Origin of the sequence: Pseudomonas sp. WJP1 (assembly GCF_028471945.1) — a bacterium.
Lineage (GTDB): Bacteria > Pseudomonadota > Gammaproteobacteria > Pseudomonadales > Pseudomonadaceae > Aquipseudomonas.
The window spans coordinates 6,512,608-6,535,396 of sequence record NZ_CP110128.1 but is presented as its reverse complement, the minus strand read 5'-3'; the positions used below and the strand labels follow the sequence as shown (position 1 = coordinate 6,535,396).

At 57.6% G+C, this 22,789-nt stretch carries 18 protein-coding genes; 13 read left to right on the top strand and 5 right to left on the bottom strand.

The annotated features are described in order from the left end of the window. The first annotated feature begins 114 nt into the window (after nt 1-114). Nucleotides 115-1,032 (top strand): RHS repeat-associated core domain-containing protein, encoded by a 918-nt coding sequence (locus OH720_RS29465; protein WP_272603825.1) that lies wholly within the window; start codon nt 115-117, stop codon nt 1,030-1,032. Nucleotides 1,033-2,743: 1,711 nt separating this feature from the next. After that, nucleotides 2,744-4,702, top strand: a complete 1,959-nt coding sequence (locus OH720_RS29460; protein ID WP_272603824.1) for a hypothetical protein — start codon at nt 2,744-2,746, stop codon at nt 4,700-4,702. A gap of 119 nt (nt 4,703-4,821) precedes the next feature. Here the strand turns inward: OH720_RS29460 and gbcA are convergent, their stop codons facing one another. After that, the gene (gbcA, locus tag OH720_RS29455; RefSeq protein ID WP_008057111.1) at nt 4,822-6,117 is read right to left on the bottom strand and encodes a glycine-betaine demethylase subunit GbcA; all 1,296 of its coding nucleotides are present in this window, start codon (nt 6,115-6,117) and stop codon (nt 4,822-4,824) included. A gap of 295 nt (nt 6,118-6,412) precedes the next feature. Between gbcA and gbcB the strand changes: the two genes are divergently transcribed. Beyond that, a complete protein-coding gene (gene gbcB, locus OH720_RS29450; RefSeq protein WP_272603823.1) occupies nt 6,413-7,513 on the top strand; it encodes a glycine-betaine demethylase subunit GbcB in 1,101 nt (366 codons plus the stop codon). Between the two features lie 52 nt (nt 7,514-7,565). Here the strand turns inward: gbcB and OH720_RS29445 are convergent, their stop codons facing one another. Then, entirely contained in the window at nt 7,566-8,606 is a 1,041-nt protein-coding gene (locus OH720_RS29445; RefSeq protein WP_008057114.1) for a threonine aldolase family protein, read from the bottom strand. 133 nt (nt 8,607-8,739) lie between these two features. Here OH720_RS29445 and OH720_RS29440 point away from each other — a divergent pair, with 133 nt between their 5' ends. The 8 genes from OH720_RS29440 to fdhA all read left to right on the top strand — a co-directional run bounded on the left by OH720_RS29440 (nt 8,740) and on the right by fdhA (nt 18,802). Continuing rightward, nucleotides 8,740-9,468 (top strand): TraX family protein, encoded by a 729-nt coding sequence (locus OH720_RS29440; RefSeq protein WP_272603822.1) that lies wholly within the window; start codon nt 8,740-8,742, stop codon nt 9,466-9,468. A 283-nt stretch (nt 9,469-9,751) separates the two neighbouring features. Beyond that, nucleotides 9,752-11,005, top strand: a complete 1,254-nt coding sequence (gene glyA / locus OH720_RS29435) for a serine hydroxymethyltransferase (protein WP_008057116.1) — start codon at nt 9,752-9,754, stop codon at nt 11,003-11,005. Between the two features lie 24 nt (nt 11,006-11,029). Continuing rightward, nucleotides 11,030-12,280 (top strand): sarcosine oxidase subunit beta family protein, encoded by a 1,251-nt coding sequence (locus OH720_RS29430; RefSeq protein WP_180202378.1) that lies wholly within the window; start codon nt 11,030-11,032, stop codon nt 12,278-12,280. Nucleotides 12,281-12,294: 14 nt separating this feature from the next. Then, nucleotides 12,295-12,624, top strand: coding sequence for a sarcosine oxidase subunit delta (locus OH720_RS29425; RefSeq protein ID WP_007980417.1), 330 nt, complete (start codon nt 12,295-12,297; stop codon nt 12,622-12,624). After that, the gene (locus tag OH720_RS29420; RefSeq protein WP_272603821.1) at nt 12,621-15,638 is read left to right on the top strand and encodes a sarcosine oxidase subunit alpha; all 3,018 of its coding nucleotides are present in this window, start codon (nt 12,621-12,623) and stop codon (nt 15,636-15,638) included. Before OH720_RS29425 ends, OH720_RS29420 begins: the two co-directional genes overlap by 4 nt. A gap of 131 nt (nt 15,639-15,769) precedes the next feature. Next, entirely contained in the window at nt 15,770-16,402 is a 633-nt protein-coding gene (locus tag OH720_RS29415; RefSeq protein WP_272603820.1) for a sarcosine oxidase subunit gamma, read from the top strand. 142 nt (nt 16,403-16,544) lie between these two features. Continuing rightward, nucleotides 16,545-17,402 (top strand): formyltetrahydrofolate deformylase, encoded by an 858-nt coding sequence (gene purU, locus OH720_RS29410; RefSeq protein ID WP_008057128.1) that lies wholly within the window; start codon nt 16,545-16,547, stop codon nt 17,400-17,402. A gap of 200 nt (nt 17,403-17,602) precedes the next feature. Next, complete coding sequence (fdhA, locus tag OH720_RS29405; RefSeq protein ID WP_008057129.1) at nt 17,603-18,802, top strand: formaldehyde dehydrogenase, glutathione-independent; 1,200 nt, start codon at nt 17,603-17,605, stop codon at nt 18,800-18,802. An 87-nt stretch (nt 18,803-18,889) separates the two neighbouring features. Here the strand turns inward: fdhA and OH720_RS29400 are convergent, their stop codons facing one another. Further along, entirely contained in the window at nt 18,890-19,381 is a 492-nt protein-coding gene (locus OH720_RS29400) for a DUF3757 domain-containing protein (RefSeq protein ID WP_272603819.1), read from the bottom strand. A gap of 259 nt (nt 19,382-19,640) precedes the next feature. Between OH720_RS29400 and OH720_RS29395 the strand changes: the two genes are divergently transcribed. Beyond that, nucleotides 19,641-20,225 (top strand): DUF2780 domain-containing protein, encoded by a 585-nt coding sequence (locus OH720_RS29395; protein WP_272603818.1) that lies wholly within the window; start codon nt 19,641-19,643, stop codon nt 20,223-20,225. Nucleotide 20,226: 1 nt separating this feature from the next. Here OH720_RS29395 and OH720_RS29390 read toward each other — a convergent pair whose 3' ends face one another. Then, on the bottom strand, nt 20,227-21,114 hold the full coding sequence (locus OH720_RS29390; protein WP_272603817.1) for an acyltransferase: 888 nt from the start codon (nt 21,112-21,114) through the stop codon (nt 20,227-20,229). 165 nt (nt 21,115-21,279) lie between these two features. Here OH720_RS29390 and rloA2 point away from each other — a divergent pair, with 165 nt between their 5' ends. Further along, on the top strand, nt 21,280-21,786 hold the full coding sequence (rloA2, locus tag OH720_RS29385) for a retropepsin-like aspartic peptidase RloA2 (protein ID WP_272603816.1): 507 nt from the start codon (nt 21,280-21,282) through the stop codon (nt 21,784-21,786). 47 nt (nt 21,787-21,833) lie between these two features. Here the strand turns inward: rloA2 and OH720_RS29380 are convergent, their stop codons facing one another. Further along, the gene (locus tag OH720_RS29380) at nt 21,834-22,715 is read right to left on the bottom strand and encodes an RHS repeat-associated core domain-containing protein (RefSeq protein ID WP_442967246.1); all 882 of its coding nucleotides are present in this window, start codon (nt 22,713-22,715) and stop codon (nt 21,834-21,836) included. Between the last annotated feature and the right edge of the window lie 74 nt (nt 22,716-22,789).

Sequence of the window (22,789 nt, the reverse complement as noted above, 5' to 3'; positions counted from 1 at the left end):
TCCAGGCCGCGAGCGACCTATCAGAACTGCTAGTGTCGATTTCATCAGGCGTTTGTTACGGTATTGAGAAGTCCATTTCCACTCAGGATTTGCAATCCCTTGAGGACGCCCCTGATGCCTGTATCCCAACTCTACCGTTCTCCTTCGCCAGATCGCGGCTTCTCTCGAACGCTGTTGTTGGCCACTGACCTGCAGCAAAGCATCCTCGCCGAGCTTGATCGCAGTGGTCCGAATCAACTCACGTATACGGCCTATGGTTCGCAGAGTAGTCGGCTGCCGGCAGGCACTCGACTCGGATTTAATGGGCAGCTTAAAGAACACCCTACCGGCTGGTATCACTTGGGGAATGGGCATCGTGTTTATAACCCGGTGCTGATGCGTTTCCACAGTCCAGATCGGTTGAGCCCGTTTGGCAAAGGAGGCATGAATAGCTATGTCTACTGCGGTGGATCACCAGTGAATCGGGTCGATCCAACCGGCAAGTGGTGGTTCGCCATCCCTGTTGCAGGGCAGGCAGTTGGCACAGCATTGGGTGCGGTCTTTGCCGTTGGAGCGACTTTCAGAACTGCAGTTGCAAAATATTTTACCAAAACTCCTTTGCCCGCAAATCTACAGACTGCCAACAGAAGGCAATTCTGGGGCGGCGTTATTGGAATATTATCTCGTCCGTTGGGAATTCCAGGCGCTCTCGCCGCTGCCCTACCCCCTACAAATGCGGCCCTGAGTGTCGGGGGGAATTTAGTGAGCCAAGTATTGACGTTCAGCGGTGGATTGGAGCAAGCCTTGCATCAGGGGAGGCAATTGGTGGATGTATCTCGAGCTACGGGACCATCAATACCGCGCATGGCGTTCGAATCTGTAAAGGAAGTAAGTGGCGCGAACGCGGTCACGGCGTTTGTCAAACGTAGGTTTACCAGGGCTTCTGAAATTGGTCCAGATGTACCCATGGTCAGTTTTCAAGTTGACGCTCGCACCGTGAGGGATCCGGATAGTTTGGGATCGCAGGAGATGTCTCAATTTTATGGGAGTTGAATGATTCTTTGTGGATGAAGATATGAGTCCATGCATATTTGTCCCCAATCTCTGTTGGCGTACCTGTGGATAAGATGTTCGCTTACCGCTGAGGGCCTTATAAACAGCGGTGTTCAGGCTTCTGGTTAAAAATCGATCAAATCATGGTTTTAACTGATCAACCGTGCGAAAACCCTGAAAAATCGCAGCTTTCAGCGCTTTTCCACAGAGGGGCAATAGTTGCCCCCAAAGTCTGTTGGCGTTTCTGTGGATAAGGTGTTCGCCATCCTCTGCAAGCCACGTGATTCGCGCTTCTTAGAGGTTTGATCAATAAATGACCAGTAGCTGTGGAAATCTCTGGTTCTGAATAAGTCACGGATTTTCTTCGGTTTCTGTGAAGTTTTCGGCATTTCCACAGTTGTCCCCATTTGCTGTGGGTGCAGGTGTGGATAACTTGTTTGCGGAAGGCTGGGAGGCGCGCAGGGTATAGCTCTGAACGGAATCGATCATATTTCGTACAGATCTATAGTGAGGGCAGTATTGCGAGCAACCCCTTGTAGGAGCGAGCCTGCTCGCGATGGTCGTGAACGATAACGCGTAAAGCCAGGTACCCAGCGGCGCTCTCAAGTTTTTCGCGAGCAGGCTCGCTCCTACAGAGAGCTTTTTAGCCTCAACGCCCAGGTTTGCCAGCAACCGCTCGTTCTCCGGCCGCGCGCCGGTCCTGGCCGTTGGTGGCATCCCATACCTGGTTTTCAACGGTTTTCCACAGCCGTGCGTAAGTTGCCCCCAAAGTCTGTTGGCGCTTCTGTGTATAAGGTGTTTGCCATCCTCTGCAGGCCACGTAATCCGTACTTCTTAGAGGGTTGGTCAATAATTGATCAGTCGCCAAGGAAAACCCTGGTTCTGGATAAGTCACGGATTTTCTTCGGTTTGTGTGGAAAAAGTTTTCGACAATTCCACAGTTGTCCCCATTTGCTGTGGGTGGACATGTGGATAACTTGTTTGCGGAAGGCTGGGAGCCTTATGGGGTATAGCGCTGAACGGAATAGATCATATTTCGTACAGATCTATAGAGATAGTATCGCGAGCAAGCCTCTTGTAGGAGCGAGCTTTTTAGCCTTGAATACAGCGCACGCTCGGCGCCCAGGTTGCTCAGCAAGCGCTCGCTCTTCGGCCAGGCGCCGGGTCTAGCTGTTGGTGGCATCCCAGAAATGACTTTCAGGGCTTTTCCACAGCGGAGTAATAGTTGCCCCCAAAGTCTGTTGGCGCTTCTGTGGATAAGGTGTTCGCGATCCTCTGCAGGCCACGTAATCCTTGTTCTTTAGAGGGTTGATCAATAAATGATCAGTTGACATGTGAAACCCGGATTCTAGATAAGTCACGGATTTTCTTTGTTTTTGTGGAGAAAGTTTTCGACATTTCCACAGTCGTCCCCATTTGCTGAGGGTGGAGATGTGGATAACTTGTTTGCGAAAGGCTGGGAAGCACATACCGTATAGCTCAGTGCGGAATAGATCATATTTCGTACAGTTCTATGAGAGAGGGGTGCCGCGCGAAGGGATGTAGTGTTTTTGGCGCCTTCGCGAGCATTGCACCTGATACATAATTAATACCCTACATGAGCAGCATAGGCATGATGTGTATTATTCATCGTTAACTGTCATTTGTGACAGGTGCGAACCTTCGTTTTTTTGATTAGGGTTGATCTTTACTTCTCGCTTCGGAAGATGCCATGAAAAGTACAGATGACAACCCGGAACCGGCCAGCTCTTTTAGTTTAAATAACTGGATGACGGATATTCATTCCTATGTAAAGGACTTTCGCCTGTGCCAGCTGAGTTTGCCCGGTGCGCATAATGCAGGAGTGGATAAGGATATTGCACAAAACGATTCTTATGATGCTTGTCAGGATCATGCCATTTACCACCAGCTGGAAAATGGTGTACGGGTCCTGGATATAAGGATCAAGTGGTATTCGGGTGTTGCTGGCGGTTTTTTTGATAAGTTTATTTCCATCCACGAAGGAATGGGTAGAAATCTTGGGTATATATTAAATGAGGTGGTGAGGTTTCTCGAGGGTCACTCGGGTGAGATTGTAATTTTAGACTTTCATGACATCCAGTCGGGGAGTAATGCTCCGGCCCCCTATAAGGAGCTTCATGAGGCCTTGGTTTCCGGCTATCAGAAATACATGTTGCCGGTATCTGCTAGCAGTTTGACCATTGCGCAAATAAAAGAGCAACACCCGGGGCCTCGTATGGTTATCGCAGTGCCTAGCTACGTATGGCGTACCCCGGAGCCAATTCGTGATCGCAGCTTATTTTGGCAGCAAGTTGAACACCGGTGGATTGGTCAGAGCATGGTGAATACTGACGAACTGAAGGGTTATATTGCGGGTGTCATAAGTGATCCTCCGCCAGCGGAAGAGTTATGGTCGACATCGGCAACTGCTTTTAGTCTTATTGGCGGGCCGTTAGATATAATTTCGTATCTTAAGTCCTGGTACCCGGCAAACGGTGATTGGCAGGCAAAAAGCAATATTATCAACTTTGACTGGTGTGCGCGATCAAATGCAGACTTGGTATGTCAATGTATTGAAAGCAATAAGATCAAAACACCTCGCGCTGTACTTGAGATCACAAGCCCGGTCAATGGAGACTTTGTGGACGACGAATACGTTGTAGTTCGTGGGACCGGGAAGGCTGGGGCTATTGTGGATCTCTACGAGAGTGGTAGCGGATATTATAGCTATGGCAATGGCCAGGTTAACGTCGCTACGCATACATGGGAAATACGGACTAGATTCATCCCTAGGGGGGCTTTCAACCTGACCTGTATCCAGAGATTTGACGGCAAGGAGTCAAGGTGGGCTAATACAGTATCATTTACGCACGGCCTGCGTCCTGCGCCTGTTCTCTATCGTCCAGATGCTGGAGCGGTCACGCAATCAGTCAGGCCGTTGATTAAAGGTGGTGATGCACAAGTAGGCGCAACTGTTCGACTCTATGTAGGCGACGAAATTTACGGTACTGCTATTGCGGATTCTCAAGGCAATTGGGATCTTGTGTTAATAAGGGATCTTCCTTTGGGTCCTCGATCGTTGACATTTGATCAGGTTGTCAATGGTCAAGTATCTGCCCGTTCACAGGCTACTTTTATCACTGTGTCAGATAAACCAAGTAAGCCGACACTAAGTCGTACTGAAGTTGGGCCTGGTTGGGTAGAGATTTATCTCCATAGAAATGACGACATTGCCAACTATACTTATTCTCTAAATGGTGGGCCTGGAAAAGTCTATTACAGTAACTTGTACAAATTTAATGGCTTGGTGTTGGGAGAGACCTATTATGCAGAAGTCATTTCTACTAATAGCCAAGGTGTCAATTCTGATATAGCAACCTTTCCGCTAAACTATGCTGCGGAGATTCCAGCGCCTACAAATTTTCACGTGATATCGAATGGGGGACGGTCCGTTACGATGGGTTGGAATGCTCCCGCTCCTTTAGCTGGACTACAGTTGGCCGGCTATAGTTTCGGGCCTGCTGGAGTTGGAAATCATCATGTTGTTAACCCAGTAGGGACATTCGATAACCTTATTACGAATTGGCCAACAGAGATGCAAGTTCGAGCGATGTACCAACGTGGTCTTGTATCAGGGTGGGTAAGTCTGGTGGTTTTTCCGAAGCCTTGACAGATGCCTGGAGGATAAAGGTGATTGATGAGCGCATGGACCCCAATGGCCGAAGTCATTCACGCTAGAATATCTGCTACCGGCCAACTACGAATGGTCGGTAGCATTTACTCCTCATTCTAGCCCTGAACGGGCACGCCCTTTAAATACGGCGCAGGTTCAGCGCCGAGATTGCTCAGAAGACGCTCGCTGTACCAATCCACAAAGTTCACCACACCAAACTCATAGGTCTTGGAGTAAGGCCCAGGCTGATACGCCGTGGAGTTGATGCCGCGCTGGTTCTCCTCGGCCAGGCGACGGTCCTGGTCGTTGGTGGCATCCCAGACCTGGCGCATGCGCTCCACGTCGTAGTCCACGCCTTCAACGGCATCCTTGTGCACGATCCACTTGGTGGTGACCATGGTTTCCTGCGCGCTGATCGGCCACACGGTGAACACGATGATGTGGTCGCCCATGCAGTGGTTCCACGAGTGCGGCAGGTGCAGGATGCGCATCGAGCCCAGGTCCGGGTTCTTGATGCGACCCATGAGTTTGGCGCAGCCTTGTTTGCCGTCCAGGGTCATCGACACGGTGCCCTTGAGCAAAGGCATGCGCACGATGCGGTTACGCAGGCCGAAGCTGGCGTGTGCGTAAGGGATCTTCTCGGCTTCCCAGGCGGCGGCAGAGGCGGCCACGTGGTCCTTGAACGCCTGGTCGGCGCGTGGGTCGGTGACGTCGTCCCATTCCAGCAGGGTTTTCAGCAGTTCCGGGTGCGACGCGTTGCAGTGGTAGCACTCGCGGTTGTTTTCCAGCACAAGCTTCCAGTTGGCTTTCTCCATCAAGGTGGTGGTGATTGCCACCTTGGTGTTTTCCATGTCGTACGGTTCCATGTAATGGCTGAGCGTCGACAGGAAGTCATCGATGGCCGGTGGGTTTTCCGCCAGGCTGATGAAGATGTAGCCACCGGCGGTCTTCACATTCACCGGCTTGAGGCCGTACTGCTTCATGTCGAAGTCGGCGCCCATTTCGGTACCGGCGAACAGCAGGCGGCCGTCGAGTTCGTAGGTCCACTGGTGGTAGTGGCAAACCAGTTTGGCGACCTTGCCTTTTTCGCTGGTGCACAGGCGCGAACCACGGTGGCGGCAGACGTTATGGAAGGCATGCACCACGCCATCGGCGCCACGGATCACGATGATCGGGTTCTTGCCCACTTGCAGGGTCAGGTAGTTGCCCTTGGTCGGGATTTCGCAGGTCATGCCGGCGATCAACCACTCTTTCTGGAAAATCTCCTGCATGTCGATATCAAACAGGCGCTCGTCAGAGTAAAACGGCTGCGGCAGCGAGAAGGTGCGCTCGCGCTCTTGCAGCATCTGTGCGGTGGCCTTGCGTGCGGGTTCCAGCGGATCGCCCAGGCTCAGGGTAGTAGTGACGTCCATCGTTTAATCCTCAAGGCCATCTGCGTGGCCGGCGAAAGTGGCTAATCAGGTGTACTGCTAAGGGTTGCTACGCAAGGTGTAAAGATTGTGTCTTGGTATGGGGCGAGTGTGGGGCCGGCGCTGGCCAGAACCTTATCCATGGGCGACATGGTGCAATCTGTTCCCGACGCGCAAGCCCCGGTCGTTGGGGGCTGGTCGCGATAAGCATGTGAATGTCGCAGATAGGTAAATGGGTGTTTCGCGCTATACGCAGAATCGCCAACATGAAGGCCGACAGTCGGCCGTGGAGATCAGCATGTCCAACAGCTTCCTGAACCCGGTAACCACCCAGACCTGGGCCAATGGTCGGCACATCGTCCGTTGTGTCAAAGTCATCCAGGAAACCTGGGATGTGCGCACCTTCTGTTTCATGGCCGACCAGCCGATCATGTTCTTCTTTAAGCCCGGGCAGTTTGTCACCCTGGAGCTGGAAATCGAAGGCCAGCCGATCATGCGGTCGTACACCATTTCCAGCTCGCCGTCGGTGCCGTACAGCTTTTCGGTAACCATCAAGCGCGTGCCGGGCGGTAAGGTGTCCAACTGGCTGCACGACACCCTGCACGAAGGCCAGGAGCTGGCGGTGCACGGGCCAGTCGGGCTGTTCAATGCCATGGACTTCACCGCGCCGAAGGTGCTTTACCTCAGCGGTGGCGTCGGTATCACGCCGGTCATGTCCATGGCGCGCTGGTTTTACGACACCAACGGCAATGTCGACATGGTGTTTATCCACAGCGCCCGTTCTCCCAAGGACATCATTTACCACCGCGAGCTGGAGCACATGGCGTCGCGGATCGACAACTTCAGCCTGCACCTGATTTGCGAGAAGCACGGCATGGGCGAGCCCTGGGCCGGTTATCGCGGTTACCTCAACCACCGAATGCTGGAATTGATGGCGCCGGACTTCCTTGAGCGGGAAGTGTTCTGCTGCGGCCCGACCCCGTACATGAACGCAGTCAAGCGCTTGCTGGAAGCCGCTGGATTCGACATGAAGCGTTATCACGAGGAATCCTTCGGCGCGACGCCGCCAGAGGCACGTGCCGACGCTGTGGAACATGCCGAACAAGCGGCCGAAGCACCGGAAGTCGACGCGGCGGATTTGCACCAGGTGGAGTTCATCTCGTCCGGCAAGAGCATTCGCGTGGCGCCTGGCGAAACCGTGCATGCGGCGGCGGCCAAGGTCGGCTTGCTGATTCCCAAAGCCTGCGGCATGGGTATTTGCGGTACCTGCAAGGTGCTGAAGCTGGGTGGCGAGGTGGAGATGGAGCACAACGGCGGGATCACCGAGGAAGACGAAGCCGAAGGGTACATCCTGTCGTGCTGCAGCGTGCCGAAGGGCGATGTGCGCATCGAGTTCTGATCTCGCTCACCATGATCATTCCCACGCGGAGCGTGGGAATGATCATGACGGGTTAGTGGGACATCACTTCCCGAATGTCCCGCGCCAATTCCCGTACGCGCTCTTCTTCGGTATCCCACGAGCACATGAAGCGCGCGCCCCCGTTGCCGATGAAGGTGTAGAACCGCCAGCCCTTGGCGGTCAGCGCAGCGATGGCCGGTTCCGACAGTTGCAGGAACACGCCGTTGGCCTGCACCGGGAACATCAATTCCACGCCAGGAATGTCGCTGACCAGTTCGGCCAGCAATTGCGCGCAGCGGTTGGCGTGATTGGCGTATTTGAGCCAGGCATCGTTTTCCAGGATGCCGACCCATGGCGCCGACAGGAAACGCATCTTTGAAGCAAGCTGCCCAGCCTGTTTGCAGCGGTAATCGAAGTCTTCAGCCAGCTTGTGGTTGAAGAACAGGATCGCCTCACCCACCGCCATGCCGTTTTTCGTGCCGCCAAAGCACAGCACGTCGACGCCGGCCTTCCAGGTCAGGTCCGCTGGTGTGCACCCGAGGAACGCGCAAGCGTTGGAGAACCGCGCGCCGTCCATGTGCAGGTTCAGGCCCAGCTCTTTGCAGGTGGCGCTGATGGCACGGATTTCGTCCGGGGTGTAGACGCTGCCGACTTCGGTGGCCTGGGTCAGGGTCACGACGCGGGGTTTGGGGTAGTGGATGTCCTGGCGCTTGAGGGCGATTTCGCGGATCGAATCCGGCGTCAGCTTGCCGTTTTCGGTGCGGGCGATCAGCAGTTTGGAGCCGTTGGAGAAGAATTCCGGTGCGCCGCATTCGTCGGTTTCGACGTGAGCTGTTTCCGAGCAGATCACGCTGTGGTAACTCTGGCACAGCGACGACAGGGCCAACGAGTTGGCGGCGGTGCCGTTGAAGGCGAAGAACACTTCACAGTCGGTTTCGAACAGTTTGCGGAAATGGTCGGACGCGCGGGCGGTCCACTCGTCGTCACCGTAAGCGCGCTGGTGGCCATGGTTGGCCTGTTCCATGGCAGCCCAGGCTTCAGGGCAAATACCGGAATAGTTGTCGCTGGCGAATTGTTGGCTCTTATCGGTCATGGCCCTGCTTTCCGTGGTCGAGGCGCTTATGGTGAAGCGTCTCGTGGTCAATGATGGTGCGCACCTTACCGAAGATCGTCCGGGGCGCGCACGGGATGTCTCTGTCAGAACATTACAAGGATGTTGGGCAATTATGCACATGGCTACACACTTAAATCAGCGCGACCGTGCACTGGATCTGCTCAAGTGGCTGGCGCTGCTGAGCATGGTGCTCGATCACCTGCGATATGTCGGCTACTCCGCCGATTGGCTGTATGTGCCGGGGCGCCTGGCATTTCCGTGGTTTTGCCTGGCGATGGCGGCCAACCTGGCGCGCAAGCCGGCGGTGGCGACCAACGGGCAGTGGCGCTATCTGGGCTGGTTGTTAATGTTTAGCGCCGTGAGCGAAATCCCCTACCGAATGTTCATTCCCAACCCCGACACGTTGAACGTGATGCCCACGCTGGCGCTCGGTCTGTTGGTGGTCCGCGGTTGGCAGGACCCGACCCTGCAAGCGCGTCTGCTAGCGGTCGGCGCCGTCGTGCTGGCGGCACTGTTTGCGCGACAGCTGATGTTCGGGTTTTTCGGCGTGATGTTGCCGCTGGCAATGCTGCTGGTGATTCGGCGTCCCTGGTATTTCGCCCTGTTACCGGGGCTGGTTTGCCTGGCGGCCAATCAATGGCAGGTGCTGTATTACTCCGTTCGATTGGGTAATCACGTGGCCGTGGCGGCTGTCGTTACTTGTCTGATTGCGCCATGGCTGGGGGTGTTCCTGTTGCGACATGCGCATGACGTAAAACCACCGCCGATGCGGCGCTGGGCGTATGCGCTGTATCCCGTACACTTCCTGATATTGCTAGCACTACGACAGGCCATCGCCTAACCCTGTAGGAGTGAGCCTGCTCGCGATGGCGGCGGGCCAGCCGACATCAATGTTGAATGTGAGGCCGCTATCGCGAGCAGGCTCGCTCCTACAGGGATCTGTGGAGGATCAAAGGTCATGTATGGCATGCCATTTCCCAGCATGTCGTAAACGCACCTTTGCGTGGCGCGCGTAGGCATTTGACGACTCCAAGCCGGTCATACCATCGCTATCAAAGGGCACTGCCGAAAAGCCAGTGCCTCACCGAGACGAATGGCGCACCGCCGCCGCTGGGAGAGACGCGATGTTCAGCAAGCAAGACCAGATCAAAGGTTACGACGATGCACTGCTGGCGGCGATGAATGCCGAGGAGCAACGCCAGGAAGATCACATCGAACTGATCGCGTCGGAGAACTACACCAGCAAACGTGTGATGGAAGCGCAAGGCAGCGGCCTGACCAACAAATACGCCGAAGGCTATCCGGGCAAGCGCTACTACGGTGGCTGCGAGCACGTGGACAAGGTTGAAGCGCTGGCCATCGAACGCGCCAAGCAGCTGTTCGGTGCCGACTACGCCAACGTGCAGCCGCACTCCGGTTCCTCGGCCAACAGCGCCGTTTACCTGGCCCTGCTGCAAGCCGGCGACACCATCCTGGGCATGAGCCTGGCCCATGGCGGTCACCTGACCCACGGTGCCAAGGTTTCGTCCTCCGGCAAGCTGTACAACGCCGTGCAGTACGGCATCGATACCGACACCGGCCTGATCAACTACGACGAAGTCGAGCGCCTTGCGGTCGAGCACAAGCCGAAAATGATCGTTGCCGGTTTCTCGGCCTACTCCAAGACCCTCGATTTCCCGCGCTTCCGTCAGATCGCTGACAAAGTCGGTGCGCTGCTGTTCGTCGACATGGCCCACGTGGCCGGTCTGGTCGCCGCCGGCCTGTACCCGAACCCGCTGCCGTACGCCGACGTGGTCACCACCACCACCCACAAGACCCTGCGCGGTCCACGTGGCGGCCTGATCCTGGCCAAGTCCAACGAAGAAATCGAGAAGAAGCTCAACGCTGCCGTCTTCCCCGGCGCCCAGGGCGGCCCGCTGATGCACGTGATCGCCGGTAAGGCGGTGTGCTTCAAGGAAGCGCTGGAGCCAGGCTTCAAGGCTTATCAGCAACAAGTGATCGACAACGCCCAGGCCATGGCCGGCGTGTTTATCAAACGCGGCTACGATGTAGTGTCCGGCGGCACCGATAACCACCTGTTCCTGGTCAGCCTGATCCGTCAGGGCCTCACCGGCAAAGAGGCGGATGCAGCACTCGGTCGCGCCCACATCACTGTGAACAAGAACGCTGTCCCGAACGATCCACAGTCGCCGTTCGTCACCTCCGGCCTGCGCATCGGCACCCCGGCGGTCACCACTCGCGGCTTCAAGGTCACCCAGTGCGTCGAGCTGGCCGGCTGGATCTGCGACATCCTCGATAACCTCGGCGATGCCGATGTCGAGGCGAATGTCGCCCAGCAAGTATCGGCACTGTGCGCGGACTTCCCGGTTTATCGCTGAGCGCGGTTTTTGGAGTAAATGACTATGCAACGCTACTCAGGCTTCGGCCTCTTCAAACACTCGCTCAGCCACCACGAAAACTGGCAGCGCATGTGGCGCACACCGACCCCGAAAAAGGTCTACGACGTGGTCATCGTCGGCGGTGGCGGGCATGGTCTGGCGACCGCCTACTACCTGGCCAAGGAACACGGCATCACTAACGTGGCCGTGGTCGAGAAAGGCTGGCTGGGCGGCGGTAACACCGCGCGCAACACCACCATCGTTCGCTCCAACTACCTGTGGGACGAGTCTGCGCACCTGTACGAGCACGCGATGAAACTGTGGGAAGGCCTGTCCCAGGACCTGAACTACAACGTGATGTTCTCCCAGCGTGGCGTCTACAACCTGTGCCACACCCTGCAGGATATTCGTGATTCCGAGCGTCGGGTCAGCGCCAACCGCCTCAACGGCGTGGACGGCGAGCTGCTCGATGCCAAGCAAGTAGCCGACGAGATTCCGTACCTCGACTGCTCGAAGAACACCCGCTACCCGGTGATGGGCGCCACCGTCCAGCGTCGCGGCGGCGTGGCCCGTCACGATGCCGTGGCCTGGGGCTTTGCCCGTGCCGCCGACGCCTTGGGCGTGGACTTGATCCAGCAGACCGAAGTGATCGGCTTCCGCAAGGAAAACGGCGTGTGCATCGGCGTGGAAACCAACAAGGGCTTCATCGGTGGCAAGCGCGTCGGCGTAGTCACCGCCGGTAACTCCGGGCACATGGCCAAGCTGGCCGGTTTCCGTCTGCCGATCGAGTCCCACCCGCTGCAAGCGCTGGTGTCCGAGCCGATCAAGCCGATCATCGACAGCGTGATCATGTCCAACGCCGTACACGGTTACATCAGCCAGTCCGACAAGGGCGACCTGGTAATCGGCGCCGGTATCGACGGCTACAACGGCTACGGCCAGCGCGGTTCGTACCCGGTGATCGAACACACCATCCAGGCCATCGTCGAGATGTTCCCGGTCCTGTCCCGCGTACGCATGAACCGTCAGTGGGGCGGCATCGTCGACACCACGCCGGATGCGTGCCCGATCATTTCGAAAACCCCGGTGCCGAACATGTTCTTCAACTGCGGTTGGGGCACCGGCGGCTTCAAGGCAACACCTGGCTCGGGCAACGTGTTTGCCGCAAGCCTGGCCAAGGGCGAAATGCACCCATTGGCCGCACCTTTCTCCATCGACCGTTTCCACAACGGTGCGTTGATCGATGAACACGGCGCTGCTGCGGTTGCCCACTAACAGGAGAAATCCCCATGTTGCATATCTTCTGTCCTCACTGCGGCGAACTGCGCTCCGAAGAGGAATTCCACGCATCCGGCCAGGCGCACATCCCGCGTCCACTGGACCCGAACAGCTGCACCGACGAGGAGTGGGGCGACTACATGTTCTTCCGCGACAACCCTCGCGGCCTGCACCACGAGTTGTGGGACCACGTTGCCGGTTGCCGCCAGTACTTCAACGTCACCCGCGACACCGTGACCTACGAGATTCTCGAAACCTACAAGATCGGCACCAAGCCACAATTCACCGACAAGACCGATAGCCCGAAAGCGGCCAGCACGGCTCTGGGAGAGAAGGTATGAGCCAGATCAATCGCCTGTCCAACGGCGGACGGATCGACCGCAACAAAGTCCTGACGTTCACCTTCAACGGCCAGAGCTACAAAGGCTTCGAAGGCGATTCGCTGGCCGCTGCACTGCTGGCCAACGGCGTCGACATCATCGGTCGCAGCTTCAAGTACTCCCGCCCGCGCGGCATCTTCGCCGCCGGTGCCGAAGAGCCGAATGCGGTGCTGCAGATCGGCGCCACCGAAGCCACGCAGATCCCGAACGTGCGCGCCACGCAACAAGCGCTGTACCAGGGCCTGGTCGCCACCAGCACCAACGGCTGGCCAAGCGTGAACAACGACATGATGGGGATTCTCGGCAAGGTCGGCGGCAAGCTGATGCCACCGGGTTTCTACTACAAAACCTTCATGTACCCGCAATCGTTCTGGATGACCTACGAGAAGTACATTCGTAAGGCCGCTGGTCTTGGCCGCTCGCCGACCGAGAACGATCCGGACACCTACGACTACATGAACCAGCACTGCGATGTGCTGATCGTCGGCGCCGGCCCTGCAGGCCTCGCCGCTGCACTGGCAGCTGCGCGCAGCGGTGCCCGTGTGATCCTGGCAGACGAGCAGGAAGAGTTCGGCGGCAGCCTGCTCGACTCCCGCGAAAGCCTCGACGGCAAGCCTGCCGTGGAATGGGTCGCCAGCGTCATCGCCGAGCTGAAGAATACTCCGGACGTGCTGCTGTTGCCGCGCGCCACGGTCAACGGCTACCACGACCACAACTTCCTGACCATTCACGAGCGCCTCACCGATCACCTCGGCGACCGCGCACCGATTGGCCAGGTGCGCCAGCGCATCCACCGTGTTCGCGCCAAGCGTGTTGTGCTGGCGACCGGCGCTCACGAGCGTCCACTGGTCTACGGCAACAACGACGTGCCGGGCAACATGCTGGCTGGCGCGGTCTCGACTTACGTGCGCCGTTACGGCGTGGCACCGGGCAAGAAGCTGGTGCTGTCGACCAACAACGACCACGCCTACCGCGTTGCCCTGGATTGGCTCGATGCCAGCCTGCAAGTGGTGGCGATCGCCGACGCCCGCAGCAACCCGCGTGGTGCGCTGGTGGAAGAAGCGCGCGCCAAGGGCATCCGCATCCTCACCGGCAGCGCCGTGATCGAAGCCCGTGGCAGCAAGCACGTGACCGCTGCCCGCGTCGCGGCCATTGATGTCAAAGGCCACAAAGTCACCAGCCCTGGCGAGTGGCTCGAGTGCGACATCGTCGCCAGCTCCGGCGGCTACAGCCCGGTAGTTCACCTGGCTTCGCACCTGGGCGGCAAGCCGATCTGGCGTGAAGATATTCTCGGTTTCGTACCGGGCGAAGCGCCGCAAAAACGCGTGTGCGTCGGTGGCATCAACGGCGTCTATGGCCTCGGCGATTCCCTGGCCGACGGTTTTGAAGGGGGCGTGCGCGCTGCCAGCGAAGCCGGTTTCGGTGCGGTCGAAGCGACCTTGCCAAAAGCCCTGGCGCGTCTGGAAGAGCCGACTTTGGCGCTTTTCCAGGTGCCTCATGAAAAGAACACCGCACGGGCGCCGAAGCAATTCGTCGACCTGCAGAACGACGTCACCGCCGCCGCCATCGAACTGGCGACCCGCGAAGGCTTCGAGTCGGTCGAGCACGTCAAGCGCTACACCGCGCTGGGCTTCGGTACCGATCAGGGCAAGCTCGGCAACGTCAACGGCCTGGCCATCGCTGCCCGTTCGCTGAACGTGACCATCCCGCAGATGGGCACCACCATGTTCCGTCCGAACTACACGCCGGTGACATTCGGCGCGGTAGCCGGTCGTCACTGTGGGCACATCTTCGAGCCGGTGCGCTACACCGCGCTGCATCAGTGGCACCTGAAAAACGGCGCCGAGTTCGAAGACGTGGGCCAGTGGAAACGTCCGTGGTACTTCCCGAAATCCGGTGAAGACATGCACGCCGCCGTGAAGCGCGAGTGCAAAGCCGTGCGCGACAGCGTCGGCCTGCTGGACGCTTCGACCTTGGGCAAGATCGACATTCAAGGCCCGGATGCACGTGAGTTCCTCAACCGCATCTACACCAACGCCTGGACCAAGCTCGATGTGGGCAAGGCGCGTTATGGCCTGATGTGCAAAGAAGACGGCATGGTGTTCGACGACGGCGTAACCGCTTGTCTTGCCGACAACCACTTCGTGATGACCACCACCACCGGCGGCGCTGCACGCGTGCTGCAATGGCTGGAAATCTACTCGCAGACTGAATGGCCGGAGCTGAAGGTGTACTTCACTTCCGTGACCGATCACTGGGCAACCATGACCCTGTCCGGGCCGAACAGCCGCAAGCTGCTCAGCGAAGTCACCGACGCAGACCTGAGCAACGAAGCCTTCCCGTTCATGACCTGGAAAGAAGCCCTGGTCGGTGGCGTGCCGGCGCGGATTTTCCGGATTTCGTTTACCGGTGAGCTGTCGTACGAAGTCAACGTGCAAGCCGACTACGCCATGGGCGTGCTGGAAAAAATCGTCGACGCTGGCAAGAAGTACAACCTGACCCCGTACGGCACCGAAACCATGCACGTACTGCGGGCCGAGAAGGGCTTCATCATCGTCGGTCAGGACACTGACAGCTCGATGACCCCGGATGACCTGAACATGGGCTGGTGTGTCGGTCGCACCAAACCGTTCTCGTGGATCGGCTGGCGTGGCATGAACCGTGAAGATTGCGTGCGTGATCAGCGTAAGCAGCTGGTGGGCCTGAAGCCGATCGATCCGAACAAGTGGCTGCCGGAAGGTGCGCAGCTGGTGTTCAACACCAAGCAGGCGATCCCGATGACCATGGTCGGTCACGTGACCTCCAGTTACCTGCACAACTCCCTGGGCTATTCGTTTGCCATGGGCGTGGTCAAGGGCGGCCTGAACCGCATGGGCGAACGTGTGTTCGCGCCACTGGCGGACGGCAGCGTGATCGAGGCGGAAATCGTTTCTTCGGTGTTCTTCGATCCGAAAGGCGAACGCCAGAACGTATAACACCACAGTACCTGTAGGAGCGAGGCTCGCCCGCGAAGAACGATAACGCGGTGCCTCAGTAAAACCGAGTCGCTGCCTTCGCGGGCAAGCCTCGCTCCTACAGGGCATACGAATTCAGGAACAGGTGCTTTATGACCGCAGCCAATGTTTACCAACAACGCCCAACCAACGGGGCCAAGGCCGAGTCGTCGCTGCATCACGCCGACCTCGCCAGCCTGGTGGGCAAGGGTCGCAAGAACGCCGGTGTGACCGTGCGCGAGAAAAAACTCCTCGGTCACCTGACCATCCGTGGCGACGGCCACGATGCCGCGTTCGCCGCGGGCGTGCACAAGGCCCTGGGCATCGAATTGCCGGGCGCGCTGACCGTCATCGTCAAAGGCGAAACCAGCCTGCAATGGATGGGGCCGGATGAGTGGCTGCTGATCGTGCCGACCGGTGAAGAATTCGCCGCCGAGCAAAAACTGCGCAAGGCGCTGGGCGACCTGCACATCCAGATCGTCAACGTCAGCGGTGGCCAGCAGATCCTCGAACTGAGCGGCCCGAACGTGCGCCAGGTGCTGATGAAATCCACCAGCTACGACGTGCACCCAAACAACTTCCCGGTGGGCAAGGCGGTCGGTACGGTGTTCGCCAAGTCGCAACTGGTGATCCGTCACACCGCCGAGGACACCTGGGAACTGCTGATTCGTCGCAGCTTCTCGGATTACTGGTGGTTGTGGTTGCAGGATGCTTCTGCCGAGTTCGGCCTAAGCGTTCAGGCTTGAGATCGCCTTCGCGGGCAAGCCTCGCTCCTACAGTGTTTAGTCGTTCGCGAATAATTTGTACGACGCGGACCTGTAGGAGCGAGGCTTGCCCGCGATCAACCGCGAAGCGGTTGTCAACAAATCGCACAGGAGTCACCGCACTATGAGCCGCGCCCCAGACACATGGATCCTGACCGCCGACTGCCCCAGCGTGCTCGGCACGGTGGACGCGGTGACCCGCTTTCTGTTCGAGCAGGGCTGCTACGTCACCGAACACCACTCCTTCGATGACCGCCTTTCGGGGCGTTTCTTCATTCGTGTGGAGTTCCGCCAGCCTGACGGCTTCGACGAGCAATCATTCCGCGCAGGCCTTGCCGAGCGCGGTGCAGCCTTCGGCATGATCTTCGAGCTGACCCCGCCGCATCACCGCCCGAAAGTGGTGATCATGGTGTCCAAGGCCGATCACTGCCTCAACGATTTGCTCTACCGCCAACGCATCGGCCAATTGTCGATGGACGTGGTCGCCGTGGTCTCCAACCACCCGGACCTCAAGCCGCTGGCCGACTGGCACCAGATCCCGTACTACCACTTCCCGCTGGACCCGAACGACAAGCCTTCACAGGAGCGTCAGGTCTTGCAGGTGATCGAAGAGTCCGGCGCCGAACTGGTGATCCTTGCCCGCTACATGCAGGTCCTGTCGCCGGAGCTGTGCCGCAAACTCGACGGCAGGGCGATCAACATCCACCACTCCTTGTTGCCCGGTTTCAAGGGTGCCAAACCCTATCACCAGGCCTACAACAAGGGCGTGAAACTGGTCGGTGCCACGGCGCACTACATCAACAACGATCTCGATGAAGGCCCAATCATCGCCCAGGGCGTCGAGGTGGTGGATCACAGTCATTACCCGGAAGATCTGATCGCCAAAGGGCGCGATATCGAAGGGCTGACCCTGGCGCGGGCAGTTGGTTATCACATTGAGAGAAGGGTGTTTTTGAACGCCAATCGCACGGTCGTTCTTTAGATCGTCTTCGCGGGCAAGCCCGCTCCCACAGGATCCGGGATGAGCACATGATTTGTGAACGACACGAAACCCTGTGGGAGCTGGCTTGCCAGCGATGAGGCCACAACAGGCAACACAAGAAACAGCATCTATACCCGAGCACTTAACGCGCTGCCTGCCTGGGCAACGCGGTTCCATAAAAACAACAGCGAGGTGAAAGCATGTCTGGCAATCGTGGTGTGGTGTATCTCGGCGCTGGCAAGGTCGAAGTACAGAAAATCGACTATCCGAAAATGCAGGACCCGCGCGGCAGGAAGATTGAGCACGCTGTCATCCTGCGTGTGGTTTCCACCAATATCTGTGGTTCCGACCAGCACATGGTGCGCGGTCGTACCACCGCGCAAACCGGCCTGGTCCTGGGTCACGAGATCACCGGTGAAGTGATCGAGAAGGGCCGCGACGTCGAAAACCTGCAAATCGGCGACCTGGTGTCCGTGCCGTTCAACGTGGCTTGCGGGCGCTGCCGTTCCTGCAAGGAAATGCACACCGGCGTGTGCCTGAGCGTTAACCCGGCTCGCCCGGGCGGTGCTTATGGCTATGTCGACATGGGCGACTGGACCGGTGGCCAAGCTGAATACGCGATGGTGCCGTACGCCGATTTCAACCTGCTGAAACTGCCAGATCGCGATCGCGCGATGGCAAAAATCCGCGACCTGACCTGCCTCTCCGACATCCTGCCGACCGGTTACCACGGTGCGGTGACTGCCGGCGTAGGCCCGGGCAGCACCGTGTACATCGCTGGCGCCGGCCCGGTCGGCCTGGCGGCTGCCGCTTCCGCTCGCCTGCTGGGTGCGGCAGTGGTGATCGTCGGTGACGTCAACACCGTGCGCCTGGCCCACGCCAAGGCCCAGGGTTTCGAAATCGCCGACTTGTCCCTCGACACCCCATTGCACGAGCAAATTGCCGCGCTGCTGGGTGAGCCTGAAGTGGATTGCGCCATCGACGCCGTAGGCTTCGAAGCTCGCGGTCACGGCCATGACGGCGTGAAACACGAGGCTCCGGCCACTGTGCTCAACTCGTTGATGGGCGTGGTCCGTGTTGCCGGCAAAATCGGTATCCCGGGCCTCTACGTCACCGAAGATCCAGGTGCCGTCGACGCCGCCGCGAAAATGGGCAGCCTGAGCATCCGCTTCGGCCTGGGCTGGGCCAAATCCCACAGCTTCCACACCGGCCAGACCCCGGTGATGAAGTACAACCGCCAGCTGATGCAGGCGATCATGTGGGACCGTATCAACATTGCCGAAGTGGTGGGCGTGCAGGTGATCAGCCTGGATCAGGCGCCTGAGGGATATGGCGAGTTCGATGCGGGTGTGCCGAAGAAGTTTGTGATTGATCCGCATAAGCTGTTTAGTGCGGCGTAAACGCTGTATAGATAAAAAGGGCGATCTGAGATCGCCCTTTTTTTGTAAGTTTAATTTGTTCGTTGCACGTTCTTTAAAACGGCGTGATTACTTTTGAGCTTGAGCGGCAGACAGCGAAGAATATTCAAAAGCACATTTTTCCTGCTCTTCGGAACCACAGGCTTCTACATGCTTGGCGTTCTTGTTGGCAGCGGGGGGCTGTTTGTTGACTTCCCGTTTCCATAGAGTATTGGCTGCCGGTTTCCAGTCTTTAAAGGAATACAGCGTCAAACGAGTAAAGGCGAGAAAATCTTCCCCTTCATAGTCGCAGGACACGACAAACGTATTTCCCTGGGAGCTGACGTCCCGATACAGCGCACCGGTATACTCAAAAGTCTTGATGTGATGCTCTTCAGCCTTAGGATTGGAACCAACCCATACCCGATTGTTTGGCCCAGGGGCGAAGTATTCATACCCCCCTTCGTGCTCATCTTTGACTTGAGATATCTCACTGACTGCTGGGCAGACAGCACTTGCGGCATAGGCATTTCCAATCGCCATCAATGTCATGAGTAAGCTTGTAGTTATTGTAGAACGCATGTTTGACACTCCATTGTTTGGGAGGTGTCATCTTTACGAACTACTGTTTTCAGCACTACTGGCACTTATGATGGTGAGTTGTAACGGACTATGAAAAAGCATGAAAAGAGCTGATATTGCCGCAGGCTTCAGGGCTACTTTTTGACGAGCGGATGAGAAATGGGTGCAGGCCTGAGGAACATGCCCGCACCTGCCCGGTCAAAACGGCAGCTTTGCGCCCGAAAGCCGGGCGTTTTTTCATGACGCAGAGGATGTCTGAATGAAGATTTCACGCGGTTTTGTCCTGGCATCACTCTTGACTCTGGCGGTCAGCCCGGCCTTTGCCCAGTTCAGCCTGAGCGATGCGGCCAATGCCATTTCCGGCATGAACGGCGACAATGAAGCGACCGATACAGCGCCGACTGCGGAAACGGCGGACCTGCTGGGTGCGCTCACTCAATTGAACATCACGCCACAACAAGCCGTCGGCGGCGCCGGGGCGATGCTCGGGTTGGCGAAGAATCAGCTGAGTTCGACCGACTACTCGGAGCTGGCCAAAAGTGTGCCGGGGATCGACATTCTCTCGGGTGGGGGTGAACTGGGGGCGCTCGCCGGGTTGCTCGGTTCGACCGGCAAGGCCGCAGGGCTGGATAACGCCCTGGGCAACGTCAAGGACACCAATGACCTGAACAACGCCTTCAGCGCCCTGGGCATGGACACCGGCATGATCGGGATGTTTACCCCGGTGATCCTGCAATACCTCGGTCAGCAGGGCGTCGGCGGTTCGCTGCTGAGCAGCCTGGGCAGCATCTGGGGCACAGGCACTGGCAACAGTATCGGCTCTGGCATCGTCACGGGTAGCTGATTCAGCGGCGCTCGGTGCGCAACGCGTCGATACGCCGGTCCTTCTCGGTCCAGAGCTGGTTGACCCAGTTCTGGACTTTCTCGCGAAACAGCGGATCGTTTTCGTAGTCGCCCTGCCACAGCGCCGGGTCGAGTTCGCGGGTCTTGATGTCGATGATGACCCTTGGCACGTTGCCGCTGATCAAGTCCCAGAACCCCGGAATCTTTTGCTGTGGATAAACCACCGTGACGTCGAGAATGGCATCCAGTTGTTCGCCCATCGCTGCCAGCACAAAGGCCACGCCACCGGCCTTGGGCCTGAGCAGGTGGGTGAAGGGTGATTGTTGCTGGGTGCTTTTGGCGGTGGTGTAGCGAGTGCCTTCCAGATAGTTGACCACGGTCACGGGCTGGCGCTTGAACAGTTCGCAGGCCTGTTTGGTGATCTCCAGATCCTTGCCGGCCAGTTCCGGGTTCTTCGCCAGAAAAGCCTTGGTGTAGCGCTTCATGAATGGGTAATCCAGAGCCCACCACGCCAGGCCCAGGAACGGCACCCAGATCAGCTCTTTCTTGAGGAAGAACTTGAAGAACGGCGTGCGCCGGTTCAGCGTCTGGATCAGCGCCGGGATATCGACCCAGGATTGATGGTTGCTGATCACCAGATACGAAGTGTCGGTGCGAAGATCGTCACCGCCACGAATGTCCCATTGGGTGGGGATGCACCAGCGGAAGATCAGCTTGTCGATCTCGGCCCAGGTCTCGGCGATCCACATCACCGCCCATGAGGCGTAATCGCGAAAGCGACCGGGCAGGAGCAGTTTGAGCAAGGCAAACACCATCAACGGCCCGAATAGGACCAATGTGTTGAGTGACAGCAGCAGGGTGACGAAACAGCCGGTGAGCAGGCGGCGCATAGGCAACTCTTGAAAGCGTGTGGGCGCGCCATGATAAGCAGCTTCGGGCGACAGGCCAAATCAGGGGTGACGAATGTTTCACCTCTGCATCGTTAACCTAGTGGGAACGATCAGCTCGACAACGGTCTAAAATTGCGCTGCCCACCCTTCAAGGACTCTCAGTACGTGAAATCCCTCCTCGCACTGCTTTCACTCATCGCCCTGCCGGTCTTGGCCGCCGAGCCGACCCTGTACGGTCGCTACGAATATATCGCGCTACCGGAAATCGGCGGCGAAGTGCTCAAGGCCAAGATGGACACCGGCGCCCTGACCGCGTCGCTGTCGGCCAAGGACATCGAGACCTTCACCCGCGACGGTGAAGACTGGGTGCGATTCCGCCTGGCTACCAAGGATGCTAGCAACAAGGTCTACGAGCACAAGGTGGCGCGGATCAGCAAGATCAAGACCCGCTCGGAAGAGGATGAGGATGACAGCGAAGTGATCGCGCCCACCAAGCGGCCGGTGGTCGATCTGGAGTTGTGCCTGGGCAATGTAAAACGCACAGTTGAGGTGAATCTCACTGACCGAAGCAGTTTCAACTATCCACTGCTGATTGGTGCCAAAGCGTTGCGTGAGTTTGGGGCTGCGGTGAATCCGGCTCGGCGCTTTACGGCGGATAAGCCGGATTGCTGATGGACAATCTGGGCGCGCGCTCACAGCGCGCCCGTCAAACATCTGATTCAGTTACTGCTGTAACCCGGCTCTCCTTCTCGTATAGTGCGGTTAGATTCTGGAGGGTCGCCCACGACGTTTAAGCTTCTGAACTTCTTCTCGTTACTTATTGTTCTGAGCATTCTGCTTCGCTCCCCGCCTGGAGCCCATCCGCTGATTTCTCTTCCAGCGTTATTCAGTTCTTGCGGACCCATGAATTCGACGGAGTTTGAGAATTCGGAATCGTATGGAGTTTTTCCGGGCCAAGTGGGCATAGGTGATGGTGGCGAATCTGCAGGCTTATCTTTCAATTTATTAAGTCGTTGACGCATATTGATACTGTCGCTCTTCTTCAAATTGGTCAGGCTAGTTTCATTGACCGATGGGGTCATAGCGCTCGCAGGGGAGGAGATATTCTCGCTGGGCTTAAGCTGAGTAGACGTGGTTGTTACCGGATTAACTTTTGCGGCGGTTTTTTTCACTTTCGCCTTTCTGCCAGTGACACGGTTGAACCATTTCATGAACCCCCCTTTATGACCTGTCGGGTCTAATCGATTACGGGGGTCGCCATCGCAATAAACGTAAGCATTCAGACCTCCTTCCCCAAATGGACTCCAACTATCAGGACTGTTAAACCGCATCAACACCGGATTGAACTGCCGATACCCTTTCCCCAAATGATAATGCCCGGTCAGCGGGTCCGGCAGTTCGCCATTAAACCCGATCAGGCTGAGCAAACCGTTTTCCCGTGGACGGTGGCCATAGGGTGTGTAGGCAATGGGATTGGGCTGATTCGCATCGAGGGCGTTCAACACCGACTGCTGTTGATCGGTTGCCAGCAGTATCGTTTTGCGTGATTTTGAAGACATCGGCTGAGCTCCGACAAGGTCTAAAAAGCTGTTCTCCAGCATCGGTCATTTTTCATTCATTGCCTACTATCAGAACTGCTAGTTACTACAGAACCCTCCCTGAGCGGACTCACCGT

Bases quoted from the DNA above. Each gene is read 5' to 3' on its own strand.
- OH720_RS29465 (WP_272603825.1), top strand. From the start codon at position 115: ATGCCTGTATCCCAACTCTACCGTTCTCCTTCGCCAGATCGCGGCTTC.
- OH720_RS29460 (WP_272603824.1), top strand. From the start codon at position 2,744: ATGAAAAGTACAGATGACAACCCGGAACCGGCCAGCTCTTTTAGTTTA.
- gbcA (WP_008057111.1), bottom strand. From the start codon at position 6,117: ATGGACGTCACTACTACCCTGAGCCTGGGCGATCCGCTGGAACCCGCA.
- gbcB (WP_272603823.1), top strand. From the start codon at position 6,413: ATGTCCAACAGCTTCCTGAACCCGGTAACCACCCAGACCTGGGCCAAT.
- OH720_RS29445 (WP_008057114.1), bottom strand. From the start codon at position 8,606: ATGACCGATAAGAGCCAACAATTCGCCAGCGACAACTATTCCGGTATT.
- OH720_RS29440 (WP_272603822.1), top strand. From the start codon at position 8,740: ATGCACATGGCTACACACTTAAATCAGCGCGACCGTGCACTGGATCTG.
- glyA (WP_008057116.1), top strand. From the start codon at position 9,752: ATGTTCAGCAAGCAAGACCAGATCAAAGGTTACGACGATGCACTGCTG.
- OH720_RS29430 (WP_180202378.1), top strand. From the start codon at position 11,030: ATGCAACGCTACTCAGGCTTCGGCCTCTTCAAACACTCGCTCAGCCAC.
- OH720_RS29425 (WP_007980417.1), top strand. From the start codon at position 12,295: ATGTTGCATATCTTCTGTCCTCACTGCGGCGAACTGCGCTCCGAAGAG.
- OH720_RS29420 (WP_272603821.1), top strand. From the start codon at position 12,621: ATGAGCCAGATCAATCGCCTGTCCAACGGCGGACGGATCGACCGCAAC.
- OH720_RS29415 (WP_272603820.1), top strand. From the start codon at position 15,770: ATGACCGCAGCCAATGTTTACCAACAACGCCCAACCAACGGGGCCAAG.
- purU (WP_008057128.1), top strand. From the start codon at position 16,545: ATGAGCCGCGCCCCAGACACATGGATCCTGACCGCCGACTGCCCCAGC.
- fdhA (WP_008057129.1), top strand. From the start codon at position 17,603: ATGTCTGGCAATCGTGGTGTGGTGTATCTCGGCGCTGGCAAGGTCGAA.
- OH720_RS29400 (WP_272603819.1), bottom strand. From the start codon at position 19,381: ATGCGTTCTACAATAACTACAAGCTTACTCATGACATTGATGGCGATT.
- OH720_RS29395 (WP_272603818.1), top strand. From the start codon at position 19,641: ATGAAGATTTCACGCGGTTTTGTCCTGGCATCACTCTTGACTCTGGCG.
- OH720_RS29390 (WP_272603817.1), bottom strand. From the start codon at position 21,114: ATGCGCCGCCTGCTCACCGGCTGTTTCGTCACCCTGCTGCTGTCACTC.
- OH720_RS29380 (WP_442967246.1), bottom strand. From the start codon at position 22,715: ATGCTGGAGAACAGCTTTTTAGACCTTGTCGGAGCTCAGCCGATGTCT.